The 19,855-nt window shown below is 68.3% G+C and carries 6 protein-coding genes; 2 read left to right on the top strand and 4 right to left on the bottom strand.

The window, feature by feature from the left end; all coding sequences use genetic code 11:
- Positions 1-260 precede the first annotated feature (260 nt).
- Both ACO227_RS11605 and ACO227_RS11610 read left to right on the top strand, forming a co-directional pair.
- Positions 261-1,577: an MFS transporter gene (locus tag ACO227_RS11605; RefSeq protein ID WP_423602002.1), complete on the top strand. Its 1,317-nt coding sequence runs from the start codon at positions 261-263 to the stop codon at positions 1,575-1,577.
- On the top strand, positions 1,574-3,403 hold the full coding sequence (locus tag ACO227_RS11610; protein WP_423602003.1) for a hypothetical protein: 1,830 nt from the start codon (positions 1,574-1,576) through the stop codon (positions 3,401-3,403). Before ACO227_RS11605 ends, ACO227_RS11610 begins: the two co-directional genes overlap by 4 nt.
- A 129-nt stretch (positions 3,404-3,532) precedes the next feature.
- On the opposite strand, the gene ACO227_RS11615 is transcribed toward ACO227_RS11610, so the two are convergent.
- From ACO227_RS11615 to ACO227_RS11630, 4 genes are all read right to left on the bottom strand, one after another.
- Positions 3,533-5,074: a carboxylesterase/lipase family protein gene (locus tag ACO227_RS11615; RefSeq protein WP_423602004.1), complete on the bottom strand. Its 1,542-nt coding sequence runs from the start codon at positions 5,072-5,074 to the stop codon at positions 3,533-3,535.
- Entirely contained in the window at positions 5,071-6,009 is a 939-nt protein-coding gene (locus ACO227_RS11620) for a LysR substrate-binding domain-containing protein (RefSeq protein ID WP_423602005.1), read from the bottom strand. The genes ACO227_RS11615 and ACO227_RS11620 overlap by 4 nt, the downstream gene beginning before the upstream one ends.
- 7 nt (positions 6,010-6,016) lie before the next feature.
- Positions 6,017-6,943, bottom strand: a complete 927-nt coding sequence (gene kdgD, locus ACO227_RS11625) for a 5-dehydro-4-deoxyglucarate dehydratase (RefSeq protein ID WP_423607337.1) — start codon at positions 6,941-6,943, stop codon at positions 6,017-6,019.
- A gap of 141 nt (positions 6,944-7,084) precedes the next feature.
- Positions 7,085-19,561, bottom strand: coding sequence for an autotransporter-associated beta strand repeat-containing protein (locus ACO227_RS11630; RefSeq protein WP_423602006.1), 12,477 nt, complete (start codon positions 19,559-19,561; stop codon positions 7,085-7,087).
- Positions 19,562-19,855 lie beyond the last annotated feature (294 nt).

Consider the following 19,855-nt stretch of genomic DNA (forward strand, 5'->3'; position numbering starts at 1 on the left):
GACTGTGGACGGCTTCGTGACGAGCCGATTGCGATCTTCTGCTAGGCGCGAGGGCAGCGGCGAGGCCAACGCCAATCGGACATGAATCGATGCACGAGATGCACTGATCATGCCGATGCGCTCGCGCCGGGCATCTGGATCGAGCCAGTTTCTGGCTTGATCGTCCCGCTCTTTGCCTTGGACGCCCCCCGACACCCCCGTTACCGGTGCTCGAACAAGGACCGCGCGCACGTGACGCGTGACCAGCAGGAGAGCGACGCGTGACCGACCAGCGCACCCGGCCTACCCATGTGCGGCACGCGATCATTGCGCTGATCTTCATCATCACCAGCGTCAACTATGCCGATCGCGCAACCTTCTCGATCGCCGGAAGCGCGGCGGCGCACGAGTTGGGGCTCAACCCGGTACAGACCGGCTTCATCCTCTCCGCCTTCGCCTGGGCCTATGTGCTGGCGCAGGTGCCGGGCGGGCTGCTGCTTGACAAGTTCGGGACCAAGCGAGTCTATGCCGCGGCGATCGCCTTGTGGTCGATCTTCACCGCGCTGCAGGGACTTGCCGGGCTGATCGCCTTCCTGCCCGCGATGGCGATGCTGTTCGCGTTGCGCTTCCTGGTCGGCCTCGCCGAAGCGCCGTCCTTCCCCGGCAATGCCCGGCTGGTGGCGTCGTGGTTTCCCTCGGCCGAGCGCGGCACCGCCTCGGCGATCTTCAACTCGGCGCAATATTTTTCGCTGGTCGCGTTCGCGCCGCTGATGGGCTGGCTGGCGCACAGTTTCGGCTGGCGCTCGATCTTCTGGGTCATGGGTGCGCTGGGGCTGGTCGCGACGGCGGTGTTCGTGCGCTATATCCACAGCCCGGCGCGACATCCCTCGATCAACCAGGCGGAGCTCGATCACATCGAGCAGGGCGGCGGCCTCGTGCACATGGAGGATGGCGGCTCAGGCAGCGCGGCGGCGTTCGACTGGGGCAATGTCGGCAAGCTGATCGCCAACCGGATGATGCTGGGCATCTACCTCGGGCAATATTGCATCAACGTGCTGACCTATTTCTTCGTTACCTGGTTCCCGATCTACCTGGTCAAGGAGCGGGGATTGAACATCATGGAGGCCGGGTTCGCCGCAGCGGCGCCGGCTTTGTGCGGCTTTGTTGGCGGGCTGGCGGGCGGCTATGTCTCCGATTGGATCCTCAAGCGTACCGGGTCGCTCGATCTGGCGCGCAAGGGACCGCTGGCGGTGGGCATGCTACTCGCCACGGCGATCATCGGCTGCGTGTGGGCCGAGCAGGAGTGGCTGGTGGTGACGCTGATGTCGGTGGCGTTCTTCGGCAAGGGCGTGGCCTCGCTCGGCTGGGCGGTGATGGCCGATGTCGCGCCGAAGCGGCTTGCGGGGCTGTCGGGCGGGGTGTTCAACATGTTCGGAAACATGGCGGGGATCGTCACGCCGATCGTGGTCGGCTTCATCGTCGCCGCGACCGGGTCGTTCGACTGGGCACTGGTCTATGTCGGCGGACACTGCCTGCTGACGATCTTCGCCTTCCTGGTGATTGCCGGGCCCATCCGCCGGATGACGATCGGCGAATGAGGGTGGATCGTAGGGGCGTGCTGCTCGGCGGGGCGGCAGCGGCACTGGCACCGGCAACGGTGCGGGCGGCGAAGGCTGAGCTCAGGGTCACAACCCCAATGGCCGCACCCGAATGGGCATTGCTCCAGCGCAAGCTGATCGCGCGCAACGCGGCTGCGTGCGAAGCTTTCTACGCCAAATATGTCGACAAGCGCGACCGGCTGCTGGTGTTCGAGCGCTGGGGCGCGAACGACGGGCCGGACGACGCGGCGGAGGCGACCAACGACTGGGCGGTCCTGCATGCGCTCGGCGCGTCGGACCGTATCCTGATACTGACCCAGCGCTTCTGGGAGGGGCATTTGCGTCAGTACGCCGCGATGCGCACGGTCGAAGTGCCAATCGCGCGCGCGGGCATGTATCACCGCGACTTCCCGGCGCAGATGGACTGGCAGCACAATGCCGAGGGATTGACGACCTTCAACGTGCTCGGCCTGTCCGCGCCGCGCGACCCGGCACTGATCGCGCGCACCCGGCGCTTCGCCGATTTCTACACCGGGCACGACCCCTCCGTCCGCAACTACGACCCCGCGCACCGCATCATCCGCAGCGTGATGAACGGCAGCCGCGGGCCGATGATGCGCGATGCGACCGCGCTCGACTGGGCGGGTGACCCGTTCGAGGCGGGCGAGCGCTTCCACATGGAGCATGGCGAGTCGACCTATCAGCAGACGCTCGACCATTATGCCGAATATACCGACGTGGTCGGCGACAACCCGCTCAACCTGCAGGCGACGACGTTGGGGCTCAACGCCTATGCGCTGGGCGGGGGCGAGCGCTACCGGCGCTGGGCGCTCGACTATCTCGACGCCTGGGTCGAGCGCGCCAACGCCAACAATGGCATCGTGCCGAGCAAGGTCGGGCTCGACGGCAAGGTCGCGCGCGACTGGTGGGGCGGGGTCTATGGATGGGGCTTTTCCCCGGTGGTGCCCCAGACGGGCAAGCGCGAGGACCGCAACCGCGTGCCGCGCTCGATCACCGCGTTCCTCAATGGCACGCTGCTGACGGGCGACAGCGCCTATATCGAGGTGTGGCGGCGTCAGAATGCGCGGATCAACGATGCCGGGCGCCAGCGCGACGGCAAGGTCGAGACGCCGACCATGTATGGCGCGAACGGCTGGTACGGATGGAAGCCCGGGCCCTATCGCCTGAACGGGTTCGAGATCTGGTACGTGACTCAGCGGGCGGACGACCTCGCGCTGGCAGGCGAGCATCCGTGGGTATCGTTCCTGCTAGGCAAGAATGACGATTATCCCATGGAGGCAATGCAGGCCGACCTCGCCCGGGTCGCCGAGCGCGAGAAGCGGATGCGCGAGGACAGGACGACGCGCGACACGCGACTTGCCGACTGGCCGCTCGACAAGACCCCGGCGAGCGTCAAGAGCTTGATCCAGCTGATGACCGGCGGGATGCATATCGCGCGGCCGCCCTGGACGCCGACCTCGCCCAACCAGGGCGGCGTCGTGCTGCATTGCCGGCTGCGCTATTTCGATCCCCAGCGACGGCGGGCCGGGGTGCCCGAAGATGTCGCGGCGTTGGTGCATGTGCTGGGCGATGCCTCGGCGGAGGTGACGTTGGTCAATCTGGGCAAGGTGGCGCGCAGCGTGACGGTACAGGGCGGCGCCTATGCCGAGCACCGGATCGAGCGGGTGACGCTCGACGGGCAGGCGACGGCAGTCGGCGGACGCGACTTCACGCTACGGCTGGAACCGGGTTGCGGGGCGCGGCTGAAGATCGCGATGCGGCGCTATGCCAATGCGCCGACACTGGCGTTTCCGTGGGACCGGTAGGGCATCCTATGAGTCCGGCATGCTGAACTTGTTTCAGCACCCATCGCGCACCCAGCGGCTCAGTCGTCTGCGGAGAAATGGATCCTGAACAAGTTCAGGATGAAGGTAGGGGGAGCCCTTATTGCCGCCTCATCCGCCCGGCTTGATATAGGGTGCGACCGACCAGAGCAGGCGTTCCTCGCGGCGCGGGTCTGACATGACGCGGGTGTCGATGTCGAAGATCATCGTGCGCCGTTCCTCCAGCGTGAACTTCGGCCACGCCGGCACGCTCGCGCAATTGGGATCGCCGGTGCGGGCGAAGGCGATGAAGGCGTCGGCCATCCGCCCGGCGAGGCGGCGCGCGGCGGGGCCGTCGCCGGTGCGCGCGCCGGGCACGGCGGTGTTGTCGAACACCAAAGGGATATCGAGCGTGTGGAAGGCGCCGAGCACCCCGCCGGCCTCGGGCGAGGGGAAATCGAGCTGGTACATCCAGGTCGGCGCGGCGATCCTGGCGCGCGCCTCCGCCTGGATCAGGTGGCCGGGCCAGGAGCGGCCCGCGGTGGTCGCGGCGAGAAGGATCTGGCCGGGGGACTTTTGCGGATAGATCTCACGATAACGCCGGACGACCCAGTCGGGCGCCACGTCCTTGGTAATCTGGCTGCCGATGCGCTCGGCGAGGTTATCCCAGCTCGTGTCGCCAGCCTTCAGCCAATCGGCGATCCACACGCCGGTCTCGTCATGCGTGTTGCCGACGATCAATGGAATATGCGCGGCCTCGCGCGGGGCATCGGGGACGAACGGGTGGCGCGGGAGGACGTGGTGGTCGAGCGTCGAGACGAAGCTCACTTCGCCCTTGCCCTCGATCGGGTCGGTCATCGCCATCGCCTCGACCAGGCGTTCGATTGGGAGCGCCTTGAGCTCGGCGACGGTCCTCGCGCCCGCTTTCTCCATCCACGCACGGGCGCGGCGGGTGGCATTGCGCGGACCGGCGGCGGTGACGTGCTGGCCACTCATCGTCGCCGCGCGGTGGAACAGTGGGCGCGCCTCGGGCATCGCCATCAGCGTGATCGCCTTGGCGCCGCCACCCGACTGGCCGAAGATCATCACGCAGTCCGGGTCACCGCCGAACGCTGCGATATTGTCGCGCACCCATTGCAGCGCGAGGACGATGTCGAGATTGCCGACATTGCCCGACTCCGCCGGCCCGCCGAGTTGGGCGAGATAGGCATAGCCGAGCCCCGCGAGCCGGTGGTTGAGCGTCACCACTACCACGTTGCCGCGGTCGACCAGGCTGACGCCGTCGTAGAGCGGGTCCGATCCGGAGCCATGAGCGTGCGCACCGCCGTGAAAATAGACCATGACCGGGCGCCGCCCGCGGTCCAGCGCCGGGGTCCATATGTTGAGGAACAGGCAGTCCTCGCTGGTTGGCTCGCCGGCGCGGGTCTGCGGCGCGGCGGGGCCGTAGCGCGTGGCGTCGCCGATGCCGGACCAGCGCGCGGGCTGGAGGGCGCGTGCGAAGCGGCGCGAGCGCGTATCGGCGCCGTAGCGCACGCCGCGAAAGACCAGGACACCACGCTCGGCGACACCCCGAATGCGGCCATGGCGAGTGGTCGCGACGGGATCGCCGCGCTGGCCCCATGCCGCAGCCGAGATCAGCAGGGGCGCGCCGAGCAGCGCGCGGCGGCCGATCATGCGCCGGCCATCTGCGCGCAGAGCATGCGCATCGGCTCGAGCGCCGGATTGGCGTTGTCGCGGCGCCACGCCATGTGCAGCTCGACCGGCGTCTCGGGATCGGTGCGCAGCGCGCGGAACTGGACATCCATCAAGTGGAGCCCCGAGGCCGATTGCGGCACGATCGCCGCGGCGAGGCCGGCATGGACGAGGCCGAGCATCGAATGGATCTGCGTCACGTGCTGGATATAGCTCGGGGTCACCCCGGCATCGTCGAAGAGCCGCACCAGCATGTCGTGGAAATAGCCCGCGCCCTGTCGCGCGTACATGATCAGCGGCGCGCCATCGAAATCGTCCAGCGACAGCGCGGGGGCGCCCTGCCGCGGATCGCCGGGCGGGAGCGCGACCAGCAGCGGCTCGCGCAGCACGCACAAGGTGTCGAACTCGTGCCGGTCGACCGGCGGGCGGACAAAGCCGATGTCGATCAGGCCGGTGAGCAGCGCGTCGACCTGGTCGCCGCTCACCATCTCGCGCAGCTCGAGGTCGATATTGGGCAGGCTCGCGCGCGCCTGCGCGACGATTTGGGGGACGAGACTGTAGCCCGACACCGCGGTGAATCCGACCGCGACCTTGCCGGCATCGCCCTTGGCGACGCGGCGTGCGGATAGCGAGGCGCTTTCGGCGAGGCGGACGATGCGCCGCGCCTCGATCAGGAAGACATGGCCCGCCGGGGTCAGGCTGACCTGACGGCTGGTGCGCTCGAGCAGGGTGACGCCGAGGATACGCTCGAGCAGCTGAATCTGCCGGCTGAGCGGCGACTGGGTCATGTTCAGCCGCTGCGCGGCGCGGCCGAAATGGAGTTCCTCGGCCGCGGCGACGAAGCAGCGGAGCTGACTGAGCTCGAACATCGCGCCGGTGTAGCGTGGGGCAGCGATCCCTGTCACGCCGGCGGTCATCGCGCCCTCACGCCGCCTTTGCGACCGATCCGGACGCGCGCTCGACCAGCGCACGCAGCTCGTCATGCTCGGCCGGAGTGAGGTCGGTGAGGGGGGCGCGCACCGGGCCGGCGTCGCGCCCGACCACGCGCATGCCGGCCTTGACGATCGACACGGCATAGCCGCGCCCGCGGTTGCGCAGGTCGAGATAGGGCATCACGAACTCGCGCAGCTGCGTCTGCACCGTCGCATGGTCGCCGCTGCGCACCGCGGCGTAGAAGGCCAGCGCCCATTTCGGCATGAAATTGAAGATCGCCGAGGAATAGGTGGTGACGCCCATCGTGAGATAGGGGGTGGCGAAGGTCTCGGCAGTCGGCAGCCCGCCGATATAGGTCAGCCGGTCGCCCATCCGCACGAAGATGCGGGTCATCAGCTCGATATCACCGACGCCGTCCTTGAAGCCGACGAGATTGGGGTTGCGCTCGCAAAGTCGCGCCAGCGTTTCGTCGTTGAGCACGGCATTGTCGCGATTGTAGACGATCACGCCGAGCCCGGTGGACCGACACACCGCCTCGACATGCGCGGCAAGGCCGTCCTGGCTCGACCCGACGAGATAGGGGGGGAGGAGCAGCAAGCCGTCGGCGTCCGCCGCCTCGGCACCGCGCGCGATCTCGGTCGCGATCGCGGTGCCGTAACCGCAGCCGGAGATGACGGGCAGCTTGCCCTGTGTCTCGGCGACCGCGGCGGTGACGACGCGCACCACCTCGCTCGGGGTCAGTGAGAAGAACTCGCCGGTGCCGCCCGCGGCGAACAGGCCGGCCAGGTCGTGCTCGAGCATCCAGGCGCAATGTGCGCGATAGGGGCCTTCGTCGAACCGGCCGTCGGCGTCGAAATGCGTGACGGGGAAGGACAGCAGCCCCTGGCCAAGGCCGCGTGCCATGTCGGCCGGACTCATCGTCGTCACATGCATCTCCCAAGTCGCCGGTTCGCATCGATGCGCGAAACGCTTCGACGCCTAGCTATTGGGTCGGATCGCAAGCGTCCAAGCCAAAGCCGCCATCGATCGATGCGCGGCTTGGCTTGATCCGCCTGGTCGTCAGAATGCCATACGCAGGCCGGCGACCCCCTTCAGCGTGTAGCTCTTGCCGAAGTCGTTGATCGCGGTGTCGGCCGAGACCTCGCTGTACAGCGTCACCCGGCTGCCCAGCGTCAGGCTGCCGCCAATCCCTAGCTCGCCCCACAGCCGGTGGTTCTCGCGGGCGATCGGCGTACCGGATACGTCGGTGATCGTGCCGTCGAGCCACTCGTAGCTCAGGTTCACCACACCATAGACATGGCTGCGCGCATCCTGCCGGTCGAGCGAGATGCCCCAGCGCGTCTTGAGGCTGTCACCGAGCCCGGACGAGACCGCTGCGCCGTTCGGATCGGTGAAGCCATCGAACCCGACGGTCGAGTAGATCGTCTGGATCTGCGGGGTGACGGAGAGGCTGTCGCCGATCGGCGCGCGTTTGCCGACCTCGATGCTGTACGCCTGACCCGTGCCGCTATTGTCCTCGGCGAGCTTGCCGAGCACCGCCGAGGTAAGCTTGCTGTCGAACCAGCTCACCTGCGCGCGGCCGTCGACATAGAAGCCCTTGGGACCGTACCAGCTGAGCGTCGCGCCGGCGTTGTAGCCTCGGGTCTTGATGCTGCCGTTGCCATAGGGCGAGGCGACGCTCGCATTGGCTTCGCCATAGCTGCCGAGCACGCCGAGCACGAGCGACGCCCCGTCGCCGCGCTCGCTGAGCACCTGGTCGGCGCCGAGCTCGATCTTCCAGCTGTCGACATTCGCGTCGGTGAGGCTGGTCGAACGCACCGTTTCGGGGCGCGCGCGCTTGCTTTCGGTCCGGCCCCAGATGCCGAAGGACCGAGCATTGCCGGCGGCCCATTGGCGGTTGCCGACGCGCTCCTGCATCGTGCCGAGCTGGTTGAGTGCGGCCAGCGTCTGGCCATAGGCCTCGTAGACCGGCACGCCGGGCTGGTAGAGCGGGACCTCGGGCTCCGGGCTGTTCGGCACGAGCAGCGCCGAGCGGAGATACCAGTCGCCATCGGCGGGGTTGGTGACGCCGTTCTTGTACAGGCGATAGCCATAGGCGCCGGCGATCAGCGCAGGGGCGCCCTCGAACAGATAGTCGCTGTTGCCGAGCGTGAACATGCCGTTCGACGCGCCGGTCACGTCGACGATCTTGATGCCGTCGACGGTGGCCGCGCCGAGCCCGCCGCGGTTGGTGACCTCGATCACGGTGCTGCCGGCGGTCGAGCCGTTGACCACCAGCCGGTCGGCGCGGGAGTCGTCGCCGTTCAGCTCCGCGTCGATCGCGAGGATGCCGTTCGCGCCGGTATAGCTGCCGTTGACGGTCAGCGTGCCGAAGCCGTCGCGGCCCGGCGCGACGGTGCCGGCATTGGTCACCGAACCGACCGCGCCGGTGCCCTCGAGCCGGCTGCCCGTGCGCACCTCGACCGCGCCGCCGAACGCGCCCATCACCGCCAGCGTACCCGCGGTGATGCGCGTCGCGCCGGTATAGCCGCCATTGTTGCCGGTCAGCAGCAGCGTGCCGCCGCCTGTCTTGGTGAACGCGCCCGTCCCGGCGAGCGCCCCGCTCAGCGTGAAGGTGGTGCCATTCGCGGTCGAGAGCGTGCCTGCCCCGACGAAGTTGGCCTCGCGCGCGCTGGTCAGCGTCGCGGTGGCCGCGAGCGTGCCGCCATCGAACGTCAGGCCGCCAGCGGCCGCGCCGAGATTGGCGTCGCTGGCGATCTGGACGGTGCCGCCCATGATCCGGGTGCCGCCGGTATAGCTGTTGGCGCCGGTGAGCACGAGCGTGCCGGCGTCGGTCTTGACCAGTTCGCTCGTGCCCGAGAGCGCGGCGCTGATCGTGGCGATGTAGCCCGCGCCCGCAGTGCTGCCGTCGCCCACGCGGATCGTCGCCTGGCCGCCGCTCAGCGCGATCCCGCCGCCGGTGACCGTGTAGCCGTTGACGGCAAATTGCATGCCGCCCGCGCTGACCTGGCCCAGGCTATTGTCGACCGCGACGGCTCCCGCCGTTCCGGCGAACACCGCGAAGGCGCCGTCGGAATAGCCCGCGTTCACCAGACCCGCGGCTTCGGTCCAGTTGTCGTTGCCGCTGCTGCTCTGCCAGACGCCGGTACCGCCATTGACCACGCCGTTGTTCTTGGGGCCGGCCGCACCGTCCCAGAAGTTGAGCGCGAGGCCTGCGAAGTTGACCAGGTTGACCTGGCCCGCGATCGCGGTCTGAACGCCGACATTGCTGCCCGCCGGCATCGCGCCGAGCGTCAGCCCGTTGTTAGTGAGCGTGCCGCCATAGTTGAACACGCGGTAGATGCCGGCGCCGAATGCGCCGCCCGCCGGCACCGACACGTTGATCGTGCCGTCGAGGATGAGGTTGCCCCCGACATTGACGAGGTCGTTGAGCGCACCGCCGGCGACCCCTGCCTGGCCGAACTCCCAGGCGAGCGTTGCGGTCGGGCTGGTGATCAGATCGCCGTTGATCGTGAGCGTGCCCGCCCCACCCGCACCCGGCGCCAGCGTGCCGCTGAGGTTCACATTGCCGCCGATCGTCCCGGTGCCGCCGAGCGTGGTGATCTGGTTCATGGTCACCAGCCCGGTCGCCGCGGCATAGTCGCCGTTCACGAGCAGCGTGCCCTGCACGACCTCGATGCCCCCGGTCCGGCTGCCGGTGCCGGCGAGCACCAGGGTGCCGGCGCCGAGCTTGCCGATCAGGCCTGTGCCCGTGAGATTGCCGGTGAGCGTGAGCGTCGTGCCTGCGTCGGTGGAGAAGACACCCTGGCCGGCAAGATCGACCGCCCGGGCCGAGCTGATGTCCGCCGTCGTGTTGAGCGTGCCGCCGTTGAAGCTCAGCCCGCCCGAAGCCGCGCCGAGATTGGCGTCACTCGAAATCCGCAGCGTGCCGCCGTTGACAGCGGTGCCGCCGGTGTAGCTGTTGGCGCCGGTCAGCTCGAGCCTGCCGAGGTCGGTCTTGACCAGCTGGGTGTTGCCCGTGATCTCGGACGCGATGATCACGCTGTAGCCGAGCCCGGCGCTGGTGCCGTCGCCGACGCGGATCACCGATTGCGGGCCGGTGAGCGTCAGCGCACCGCCCTGGATCCGATAACCGCCGCTGGCGGCGAACTGGAGCCCCGAGGCCGTGACCGCGCCCTGGCTGTTGTCGATCGTTACCAGACCGCTCGCGCCCGCGAAAACCGCGAAGGCGCCATTGTCGTAAGCGGCGTTCACCGCGCCGGTCATGTCGGTCCAGTTGTCGGTCCCGGTCGCCCACCAGACGCCGCTGCCGCCATTGACCACGCCGTTGAACTTCGGCCCGGTATTGCCGTCCCAGAAGTTGAGCACCGCCGAGCCGGTGTTGACCAGGTTGACCTGGCCCAGGATCGAGGTCTGCACGGCGAGCTCGGCGCCTGCCGGCATCGTGCCGATAGCAAGGCCGTTGTTGGTGAGCGTGCCGGCATAGTTGGCAATGCGATAGAGGCCGATGTCGAACGCCCCGCCCGGCGTCACGGCAATGTCGATCGTGCCGTCGAGCGTCAGGTTGCCGCCGACGTTCACCAGGTCGTTGAGCGGGCTGCCTACCGAATTGGCTGCGCCGAAGTCGACGGCGAGGCGCGAACTAGCCACCATCGAGAGGTCGCCGTTGATCGTGAGCGTGCCCGCCCCGCCGGCTCCGGGCGCCAGCGTGCCGGCGCCCAGCCGCACATCGCCGCCGATGGTGCCGGTACCGCCGAGCGTGGCGTCAGCGGCAAGCGAGGTGAGCCCGGTCGCCGCCGACTGATCGCCATTGATCAGCAGCGTGCCCGCCGAGACCCGCGTCGCACCGGTATAGCTGTTCGCAGCGGTGAGGATGGTCGTGCCGGTACCCATCTGGAACAGTTCGCCGCTGCCCGAGATGGTGCCGGTCAGCGTGTACATGTTCGAGCGGTTGATCGCGAACCTGCCGTTGTTGACGATATTGCCGAGGATGCTGCCGGTCGTGCCGCCATCGCCGAGGTTCAGCACGCCCGCATTGATCGTCGTGCCGCCGGTATAGCTGTTGTCCGCCGTGAGCGTGACCGTTCCGTTGCCCTCCTTGACGAGCGCGCCGGCCCCGGAAACGGCTCCGCGCAGAACGAACCCTGTCCCCTGGGTGCGGAACGTGCCCGTACCGACAAGATTGACGGCCCGGCTGGAGGTGAAGGTGGTGGTGATGTCCAGCGTGCCGCCGTTGAAGCTGAGCCCGCCGGCCGCGTCGCCGAGATTGGCGTCGCTCGAGACGTCGAGCGTGCCGCCGTTGATCGCAGTGCCGCCGGCGTAGCTGTTGGCGCCGGTGAGGATGAGCGTGCCGCCCATATCCTTGACCAGCCGCGCCGATCCGGTGAGCGCGGATGCGATCGTGGCGGTGATGCCCGCGTCGCCTGCGCTGCCGTCGCCGACCCGCACGAACGCATCGGCGCCGGTCAGCTCCAGCGGTCCGCCGGTGAGCGTGTAGCCGTCGACGGCGAACTGCATGCCGGCCGCCCGGACATTGCCGTTGCCGTTGTCGATGGTGACCGTGCCACCTAGCCCGGAGAAGATGGCGAAGCTGTCTTGCGCATAATCGGCATTCACTGCGCCGGAGGCGTCGGTCCAGTTGTTCTCGCCGCCGCCCACGCGCCAGGTGCCGACGCCGCCCTGGATCGCGCCGTCATTCTTGACACCAGCCGCGCCGTCCCAGAAGCCCAGCGTGAGGCCCGCGGTGTTGACCAAATTGACCTGGCCCGGAACCACGGTCTGGACGAACGCCTCGCTGCCGGCCGGCATCGTTCCGACCGACAGACCGTTATTGGTCAGCGTCCCCGCATAGTTGATGATCCGGTAGAGACCCGGCCCGAAGCTGCCGCCCGTGCTCTGGGTCACGTCGATCGTGCCGTCGAGCGTCAGGTCGCCGTTTACCTGGATGAGGTCGTTGAGCGCGCCCCCGGCGGTGCCGGCCTGGCCGAGCTCGAAGGCGAGCCGCGCGTCGTTCAGCAGCACGAGATCGCCGTTGATCGTCAGCGTCCCCGGGCTGTTGCCGGGAGCGAGCGTGCCGCCGGCCGCCACGGTCACGTCACCGCCGATGATGCCGTTGCCGCCCAGCGTGCCGCCGTTCAGCACCTGGGTGAACCCCGTCGCCGCCGACTGGTCCCCATTGATGCGCAGCGTGCCGGCGGAGACGGTGGTGGTGCCCGTATAGCTGTTGGCCGCGGTCAGGACCGTCGTGCCGGTCCCCACCTGGCTGACCGCGCCGGTACCCGAGATGACGCCATCGAGGGTGAGCGTATTCGAGCGGTTGAATGCGAATGTGGCGTTATCGACCACGTCGCCCGCGATGCTGCCGGTCGTACCGCCCATGCCGATCTGCAACGTGCCGGCGCTGATGGTGGTGCCGCCGGTATGGAGGGCGGATCCGGTGAGCGAGAAGACACCCGCGCCCGACTTCACCAGCGTGCCGCCATTGCCGAGGATCGCGCCGGAAAAGAACGTGTCGTTGGCCGTCCCGAAGGTCAGCGTCTTGCCGCCGAGCACGACCGCGCCCGGGGTCGAGCCCGAGCCCGAGCCCGAGAGGTCACCGATGGTGGTGCCTGGTCCGGCCAGGCCGGCGATGCTGAAGGTGCCGCCGGTAACCACGGTAACCGCGCCGCCCGAATAGAGCGAGCCGTTGCCGACCAGCTCGAAGCTGCCCGACAAGACGGTGGTGCCGCCGGTATAGCTGTTGGCTTCGAAGAAGCGGATCGCCCCGCCGAACCCGCCGATCACGACGCGGCCGCCGGTGCCGCCGGCGATGCCGCCGTCGGTGATCGTGCCCGACCAGTCGCTGAACGTGTTTTCGAGGCTCAGCGTCAGGGTCTTGGAGCCGAGTGCGATAGTCCCGGCCGGGCCGCTGTTGAGCTGGATCACCCGCGCGCCGGTGTTGGTCTGCGAGATGTCGAAGACGGTGCCCGCGCCGACGATGATGTTGCCGGCCCCGGCCGTGCCCGCGCCGGCCAACGCCAGCGTGCCGCCGCTGATCATGGTGCGGCTGGCATAGATGTTGGCTCCGGTCAGCGTCAGCGTTCCCGAGCCGATCTTGTCGAGGAGGTTGTTGGCTTGATTGTTGGCCCCGTTGCCGATCGCGCCGGTCAGCGTGACGTCGAATCCTTGGGTATCGATCCGGTTCGGAGTCGGGCTCCCGACCAGTATGTCGCGCGCCGAGGTGAACGAGGCGGCGGCCTGGAGCGTGGCGCCCTGGAGCGAGAGCCTGCCCGCGACGTCGCCGAGATTGGCGTCGCTCGAGATCTGCACCGTGCCGCCGGTGACGGTGGTGCCGCCAGCATAGCTATTGGTGCCAGTGAGGACGAGGATGCCGCTGCCCGTCTTGGTCAGCGCGCCCGTACCCGAGATCACGCCATCGAGCGTGAGCGTGCCGGTGCGGTTCACCACCAGTGCGGCATTGTTGACGATGTCGCCGGTGGTGCTGCCAGTCCCGCCGCCATTGCCGATCCGCAGCGTGCCGGCATCGATCCGCGTGCCGCCCGAATAGCTGTTGGCGCCGGTCAGGACGAGCGTACCGGCATCGGTCTTCACCAGCTGGCTCGTGCCGGCCAGTTCGCTTGCGATGGTTGCGGTGTAGGTCGCGCTTCCTGCGGTGCCGTCGCCGACGCGGACCGTCGCCTGCGGGCCGGTGAGCGTCACCGCGCCGCCGGTGATGACATAGCCGTTGGTGGCGAACTGCATACCGGTCACGCTGACTGGGCCAAGGCTGTTGTCGACCGTCACCGTGCCTGCGCTACCCGCGAAGATCGCGATCGCATTGTCGGTGAAGGCCGCGTTGACCGCGCCGGTGCCGTCGGTCCAGTTGTCGTTACCCGCGCTGTTCTGCCAGACGCCGCTGCCGCCGTTGATGATGTTGTCGAACTTGGGCCCGGTCGCGCCGTCCCAATAGTTGAGCGTCGCGCCGCCGGTGTTGATCAGGTTGACCTGACCGGCGATCGCGGTCTGGACGAAGGCCGTGGCGCCTGCCGGCAGCGAGCCGATTGTCAGGCCGTTGTTGGTCAGCACGCCGCCATAGTTGATCAGGCGGTAGATCCCCAGGCCGAAGCTGCCGCCGGCCGGCTCGGTTACGTTGAGCGTGCCGTCGAGCGTCAGGTTGCCGCCGACATTGATCAGGTCGTTGAGCGCCCCGCCCACGACATTGGCCTGGCCGAGCTCGAAGTTCAGCACCGCGTTGGGGCTGAAGCCGAGATCGCCGTTGATGGTCAGTGTGCCGGGGCTGTTGCCCGGCGCCAGGACGGCGCCACCGCCGACGAAGACGTTGCCGCCGATCGTGCCGCTGCCGCCGAGCGTGCCGCCGCCGAGCACCTGGACGTCGCTCGCCGCGTTGCCGAGCGTGCCATTGACCAGTAGCGTGCCGCCCGAGATCGCGGTCTGCCCGCCAAAGGCCGAGCTGTCGCCGGTGAGGCGGGTGACACCTGCCGAATGGAGGATCGTGCCCATGCCCGAGATCGCCGAGGCGAAGCCATAATCGGCGCCGGTGTGGTTGAAGTTGAGGCGCGAGGTCGCGCTGCCGAAGTTGAGCGTGGGCAGGTCGAACAGGCCCGCCGCGGCCGCCGCCGCGCCCTCCGCCCCGCCGATGTTGAGGACGCCGGTCGCCGCTGCGTTGTCGGCCAGGATGAAGTTACCGCCGACCGCGATGCGGCCGCCATCGGCCAAGGTGAGGACACCGGTGCCCGTACCGAGGCCGATGGTCAGGTCGCCGCTGGTCGTGAAGACGGAGTCCGGGCCTGAAATCAGCAGCGATGCCGGAACCGAGGCCGCCGATCCGATCTGGGCCGAGGTGAAGCCCGCCGTGCCGCCGTCGAGCAGCGAGAATCTGCCGTTGCTCATCCCCAGCCTGCTCGTGCTCGTCCAGTTCGAGCCGGCGCCGGTGATGGTGACGGTCGGGGCGACGGTGTTGCCGGTCCCAAAGCCGACCATGCTCGCAGCGGTCGTGCGCACCGCGCCGCCCGCGCCGACGGTGACGTTCGCGATCGATGCCGCGTTGTTGCTGGCGACCGTCAGCCCACCGGCCAGATCGGCCAGCGAGCCGGCGCCAGTGACGTTGAGGTTGGCCGCAGCGACCGGTGCCGGGGGACCGGAGCGGATGGCGATGCCGCCCGCCGTGGTGCGCAGCACGCCACCGTCGATGATGTTGATGGAGCTCGTTGCGCCACCTCCGCCCTGCGCGGTGACGAACCCGGTGGTGAAGACCGAACCCGCGTTGGCGACGGTGAGCGCTCCGCCCTGACTCACGGTCGCCTGGGTCACCGAGGTGACGCTATTGCCGCTGGCGATGCGGAGCTCGCCGAGGGTGACCAGCGTGCTGCCGTTATAGCTGCTGTTGCCGGTGAGATCGAGAACGCCGGTGCCGCTTTGCTGGACCGAACCCGTGCCGCTGATCGAGCCGGCATAGGTGATGGCGTCCGAGCGCTGGAAGCGGAGATTGGCATTGTTGACGATGTCGCCCGCGATCGTGCCGGTGGTTCCGCCATCGCCGATCAGCAGCGAGCCGGTGCCGTTGATCGTGGTACCGCCGGTATGCGCGGCGTCGCCGTTCAGCGTCACGGTATTGACCGTGAACACGTTCAGCGCGCCCGCACCGGTGATGTCGCCGTTAAGGGTCCAGTCGGCCGACGGCGCCGTCACGATCATTCCGGCTCCCGCGAGGTTCACGTCGCGGTTGGAGGTCATGTCGGCCGTTATCTGCAGCGTGCCGCCGTTGAAGCTCAGCCCGCCCGCGGCGCCGCCGAGATTGGCATCGCTCGAGACCCATAGCGAGCCGCCGTTGATCGCGGTGCCGCCGGTGTAGCTGTTGGTGCCGGTGAGGACGAGCGTGCCGAGATCGGTCTTCACCAGCTGCCCCGAGCCGCCAAGCGCGCTGGCGATCGTCGCGGTGTAGCCCGCACCCGCCGCGGTGCCGTCGCCGACGCGGATGATCGATTGCGGCGCGCTGAGCCCGATGGTGCCGCCGGTGATGACATAGCCGGTGCGTGTGAACTGCATGCCCGACGCGTTCACTGCGCCAAGGCCGTTATCCACCGTCACCGTGCCGGCCGCGCCCGAGAAGATCGCGAAATTGCCGTCCGAATAGGGGTTGTTGAGCGTGCCGTCGGCCAGCGTCCAGTTGTCATTGCCGGCGGCCGCCTGCCACACGCCGTTGCCGCCAGTGATGATGCCGTCGTCGCGGCCGCCATTGCCGTCCCAGAAATTGACGTCGGCGCCCGCGAAATTGACGAGATTGATCTGGCCCGCGACCGAGGTCTGGAGCTGCGCGATGCTGCCCGCCGGCATCGTGCCGAGCGACAGGCCGTTGTCGGTCAGCGCGCCGCCATAGTTGATCACGCGGTACACGCCGACGTCGAAGCTGCCGCCCGGCGGGACGGTGACATTAAGCGTGCCGTCGAGCGTCAGGTCGCCGCCCACGTCGATCAGGTCGTTGAGCGGACCGCCGACCACATTGGCCTGGCCGAATTCGAAATCGAGCAGCGAGGCCGCCGATAGCGAGAGATTGCCCGCGATCGTGAGCGTGCCCGGGCTGTTGCCTGGCTCCAGCACGCCGTTCGCGACGCTCACATTGCCGCCGATCGTGCCCGCACCGCCCAGCCTGCCGCCGCTCTGCACGGTGACGGTGCTCGCGGCGCTGCCGAGCGTGCCGTTCACACGCAGCGTACCGCCCGAGACGGTGGTGGTGCCGGTGAAGCCCGCGCTGTTGCCGGTGAGGCTGGTGTCGCCCGCGACCTGATTGATCGCGCCCGCACCGGAGATCGCCGACGCGAAGAGATAATCGGTGCCGGTATGGTTGAAGTTGAGGCGCGAGGTCGCGCTGCCGAAGTTGAGCGTCGGCGCGGTGAACGCGCCTGCCGCAGCCGCGGCCTGACCCTCGGCACCGCCGATGCTGAGGATGCCGGTCGCGGTGCCGCTATCGGCCAACACCAGCGATCCGGCCACGTCCACCGCGCCGCCATTGCTGAGGGTGAGCTCGCCCGTGCCCGCCCCGCTGCCGAGCACCAGATCGCTGGTGATGGTCGTGAGGCGCGAGCCGACACCCGAGACGGTCAGCCTCGCCGTCCCCGCCGCCGCCGAGCTCGACCCGAAGGTAGCGTTGGCGAAGCTCGCCGAGCCGCCCTGATTCAGCGTGAAGCTGCCGGCGGTCATCAGCAACGAGTTGGTGCTGGTCCAGTTCGAGCCGGCGCCGGTGACCGCGACGGCGAGCGGATTGGAGCTGGTCGCCATGCCGATCTGGCTGGCACCTGCGGTACGCAGCGTGCCGCCGGCGGTGATGGTCGCGCTGAATACGTTGTTGCCGACCACGGCTCCCTGGACTCCGCCTGCCACATCGACCAGCGAATCCGGGCCGGCGATGTTAAGCTGCGCGGAGAGGGCAGGCAGGGCGCGTATCGCCAGGTCGCCCGTCATGGTCCGGAGCGTGCCGCCGTTCGTGACGTTCACGATGGCTGAGCCGCCGGTCGTGCCCACCCCGGTGAGGGAGGCGGCGCTGAAGACCGAGTTCGCACCGTCGATGTTCAGTCTGGCGCGGTTGATACTCGTGACACCACCAGATGCCACGGTGGCACCTCCGACGATGCGAAGCTCGCCGTTCAGGCCGTTGACGGCGGTTGCGCCGCCATAATTGCTGGAGCCGGTCAGGGTGATGACGCCGGTGCCCGTTATATTCAGTTCGCCCGTACCAGTGACCGAACCCGCATAAGTATAGGCGTTCGAGCGGTTGAAGATCAGCCTGCCGTTGTTGAGCACGTCGCCGAGGATGGAGCCGGTGGTGCCGCCATTGCCGACGATCAGCGTGCCGGCCGCGATCGTCGTGCCGCCGCCATAGGTGTTGTCGCCCCCCAGTGTGAGCTGGGCTGCGCCTGACTTGGTCAGGGCGCCGCCGCCCAGCAGCGGTTGCGAAAGAATCAGGTTTCCGGCAGCGACCTCGAAACCGCCGCCGCTTGCGCCCCAGCCGATCGCCGTTGCGATGCTTGCGGTGCTACCGGTCCACCGCAGCACGCCGCCATTGATGGCGATCGCGCCGGCCCCGAGCTTGGCCACCGTATCCACCGAAAGCTTGCCTCCGGTGATCGTGAGGCCCCCGGAATAGGTATAGCCAGCACCCGCCGTCAGCGTCGTCATGCCCGATCCGCTCTGAGTGACTGATACGGCGCCAGCGATGCTCCCTACGCTCACATCGCTGTCTTGCTGGAAGATCAGCGCGCCGCTGCCGGTGGCGAGCAGGTTGCCGAAGAGCGGACCGGCCGCTGTGTTCCTGCCGAATATGAGCGTGCCCTGCTGGAGCTCCCAGACGCTGGTCGGCATCCCGGCGGCGCTGCCGGTCAGCGTCCAGGCGCTGGCGCCCGATTTCACGAAGCGCGTGAAATTCCGGTACTGCGCCGCCGGTCCGACCAGCGCCATGTCGAATCCGGCATCGATGGCCCCGCCCAGCGCCAGCGTCTGGGCGAAGGTGGCCCCCGCCGGGGCGATCACATTGCCCTCGATGTTCGATCCCGCGCGCAATTCGAGCGTCAGGAGGTTGTTGACGTTGCGGTCGAGCCGGATCGCATTGCTCTGGCCAAGGCCGGCCCTGATGGTGCCGCTGTTGATGATCGTGACGGTCCAGCGCTGGTTGTAGTCGGAAATCGCCGCTGCGCCGTTGCCGCCTTCGATCGTACCCGAGTTGGTGATGGTGGCGATGTTGCTGCCGAAGCCGCCGATCGCGAAATTGCCGGTGACGAGGCCGTTCACGTCCGACCCGCCGCGGATCGTGCCGGTGTTGACGATCGACAAGTTGCTGGCCAGCGTCCGCGCATAAACGCCGACCCCGGCACCGTCGCCCTGGCTGTTCGAGCCCTGGATCAGATTGTTGTTGACCAGCGTCGCGCCGTTGATGATGGCGACGCCCGCACCCGCGCTGGTTCCGGTGGGGCTGAGCGCGGCCGAGATCACGTCGCCGCCGCGGATCGAGCCGTTGTTCACGAAGGTCGTTGCCGCGTTGAGGGTGAGGCCGAAGGACGGGTTCTGACCGGCGCCCTGGGCCGCGCCTCCCGTGATCGTCGCGGTGCTGTTGACCGTGCCCGACCCTGCATTGAGGACCAGGCCCGAACCATAGCCGCCACCATCGGAAACGCCACTGATCGTTCCGGCCAGGTTGAGCGTGGTCATGGGACCGATGATGTTGACCGGGCCGCCGTAAGGCCCGGTCAGGACGAAGCTCTGGGTGTCGATCGTGACCGTTTTGTCGGTCGGCAGAGTGAGACTGGCGTTGGATATCTGGAAGCTGGAGCCGAGGATGATGCGCGCGCTGGGATCGGCATGGATCGCCGCGTCGGCGAGCGCCGCCTGCAAGTCCGCCTCGCTGTTCACAACATAATCCGCGGCCCAGGCCGTCGAGGGTAGGGCCAGCGCGAGCGCCAGCGCGGCGCCGCCGGTGCCCGCGAGCAGCCTCCGCTTGCCGCCGGTGGAACGCGAAATGCCGCTGTTGCTGCCCGACGACGCCTTCATGAGATTCTCCTGGGATGGAATTCCGGATGACCGGGGCGCTCCGTGCGGAGCTGCTGGCTATGGGAGAGGGGAAATGTGATCTTTACCAGGAGGCGGGCGGTGCCGCGGCGGGCGCTCGCGGGGGCCGGCCGGAGAATCGGGAACGCCGGGGCTTGTTCCCGCGGCAAAAGCACGGCCACTAGTACGCATCAGGCGATCCCCGCTCGTTATTCGAAGCGAACGTTGCGAGCCCGCAATGCGGCAGGAAAGTTAACATAGTATATTTGTCATACGCTTTTTGAAGGTTTACGCGGC

Origin of the sequence: Sphingomonas sp. MS122 (assembly GCF_049532975.1) — a bacterium.
Classification (GTDB): Bacteria; Pseudomonadota; Alphaproteobacteria; order Sphingomonadales; family Sphingomonadaceae; genus Sphingomonas.

Coding starts and splice junctions, on each gene's coding strand:
- ACO227_RS11630 (WP_423602006.1), bottom strand. CDS start 19,561: ATGAAGGCGTCGTCGGGCAGCAACAGCGGCATTTCGCGTTCCACCGGC.
- kdgD (WP_423607337.1), bottom strand. CDS start 6,943: ATGAGTCCGGCCGACATGGCACGCGGCCTTGGCCAGGGGCTGCTGTCC.
- ACO227_RS11615 (WP_423602004.1), bottom strand. CDS start 5,074: ATGATCGGCCGCCGCGCGCTGCTCGGCGCGCCCCTGCTGATCTCGGCT.
- ACO227_RS11610 (WP_423602003.1), top strand. CDS start 1,574: ATGAGGGTGGATCGTAGGGGCGTGCTGCTCGGCGGGGCGGCAGCGGCA.
- ACO227_RS11620 (WP_423602005.1), bottom strand. CDS start 6,009: ATGACCGCCGGCGTGACAGGGATCGCTGCCCCACGCTACACCGGCGCG.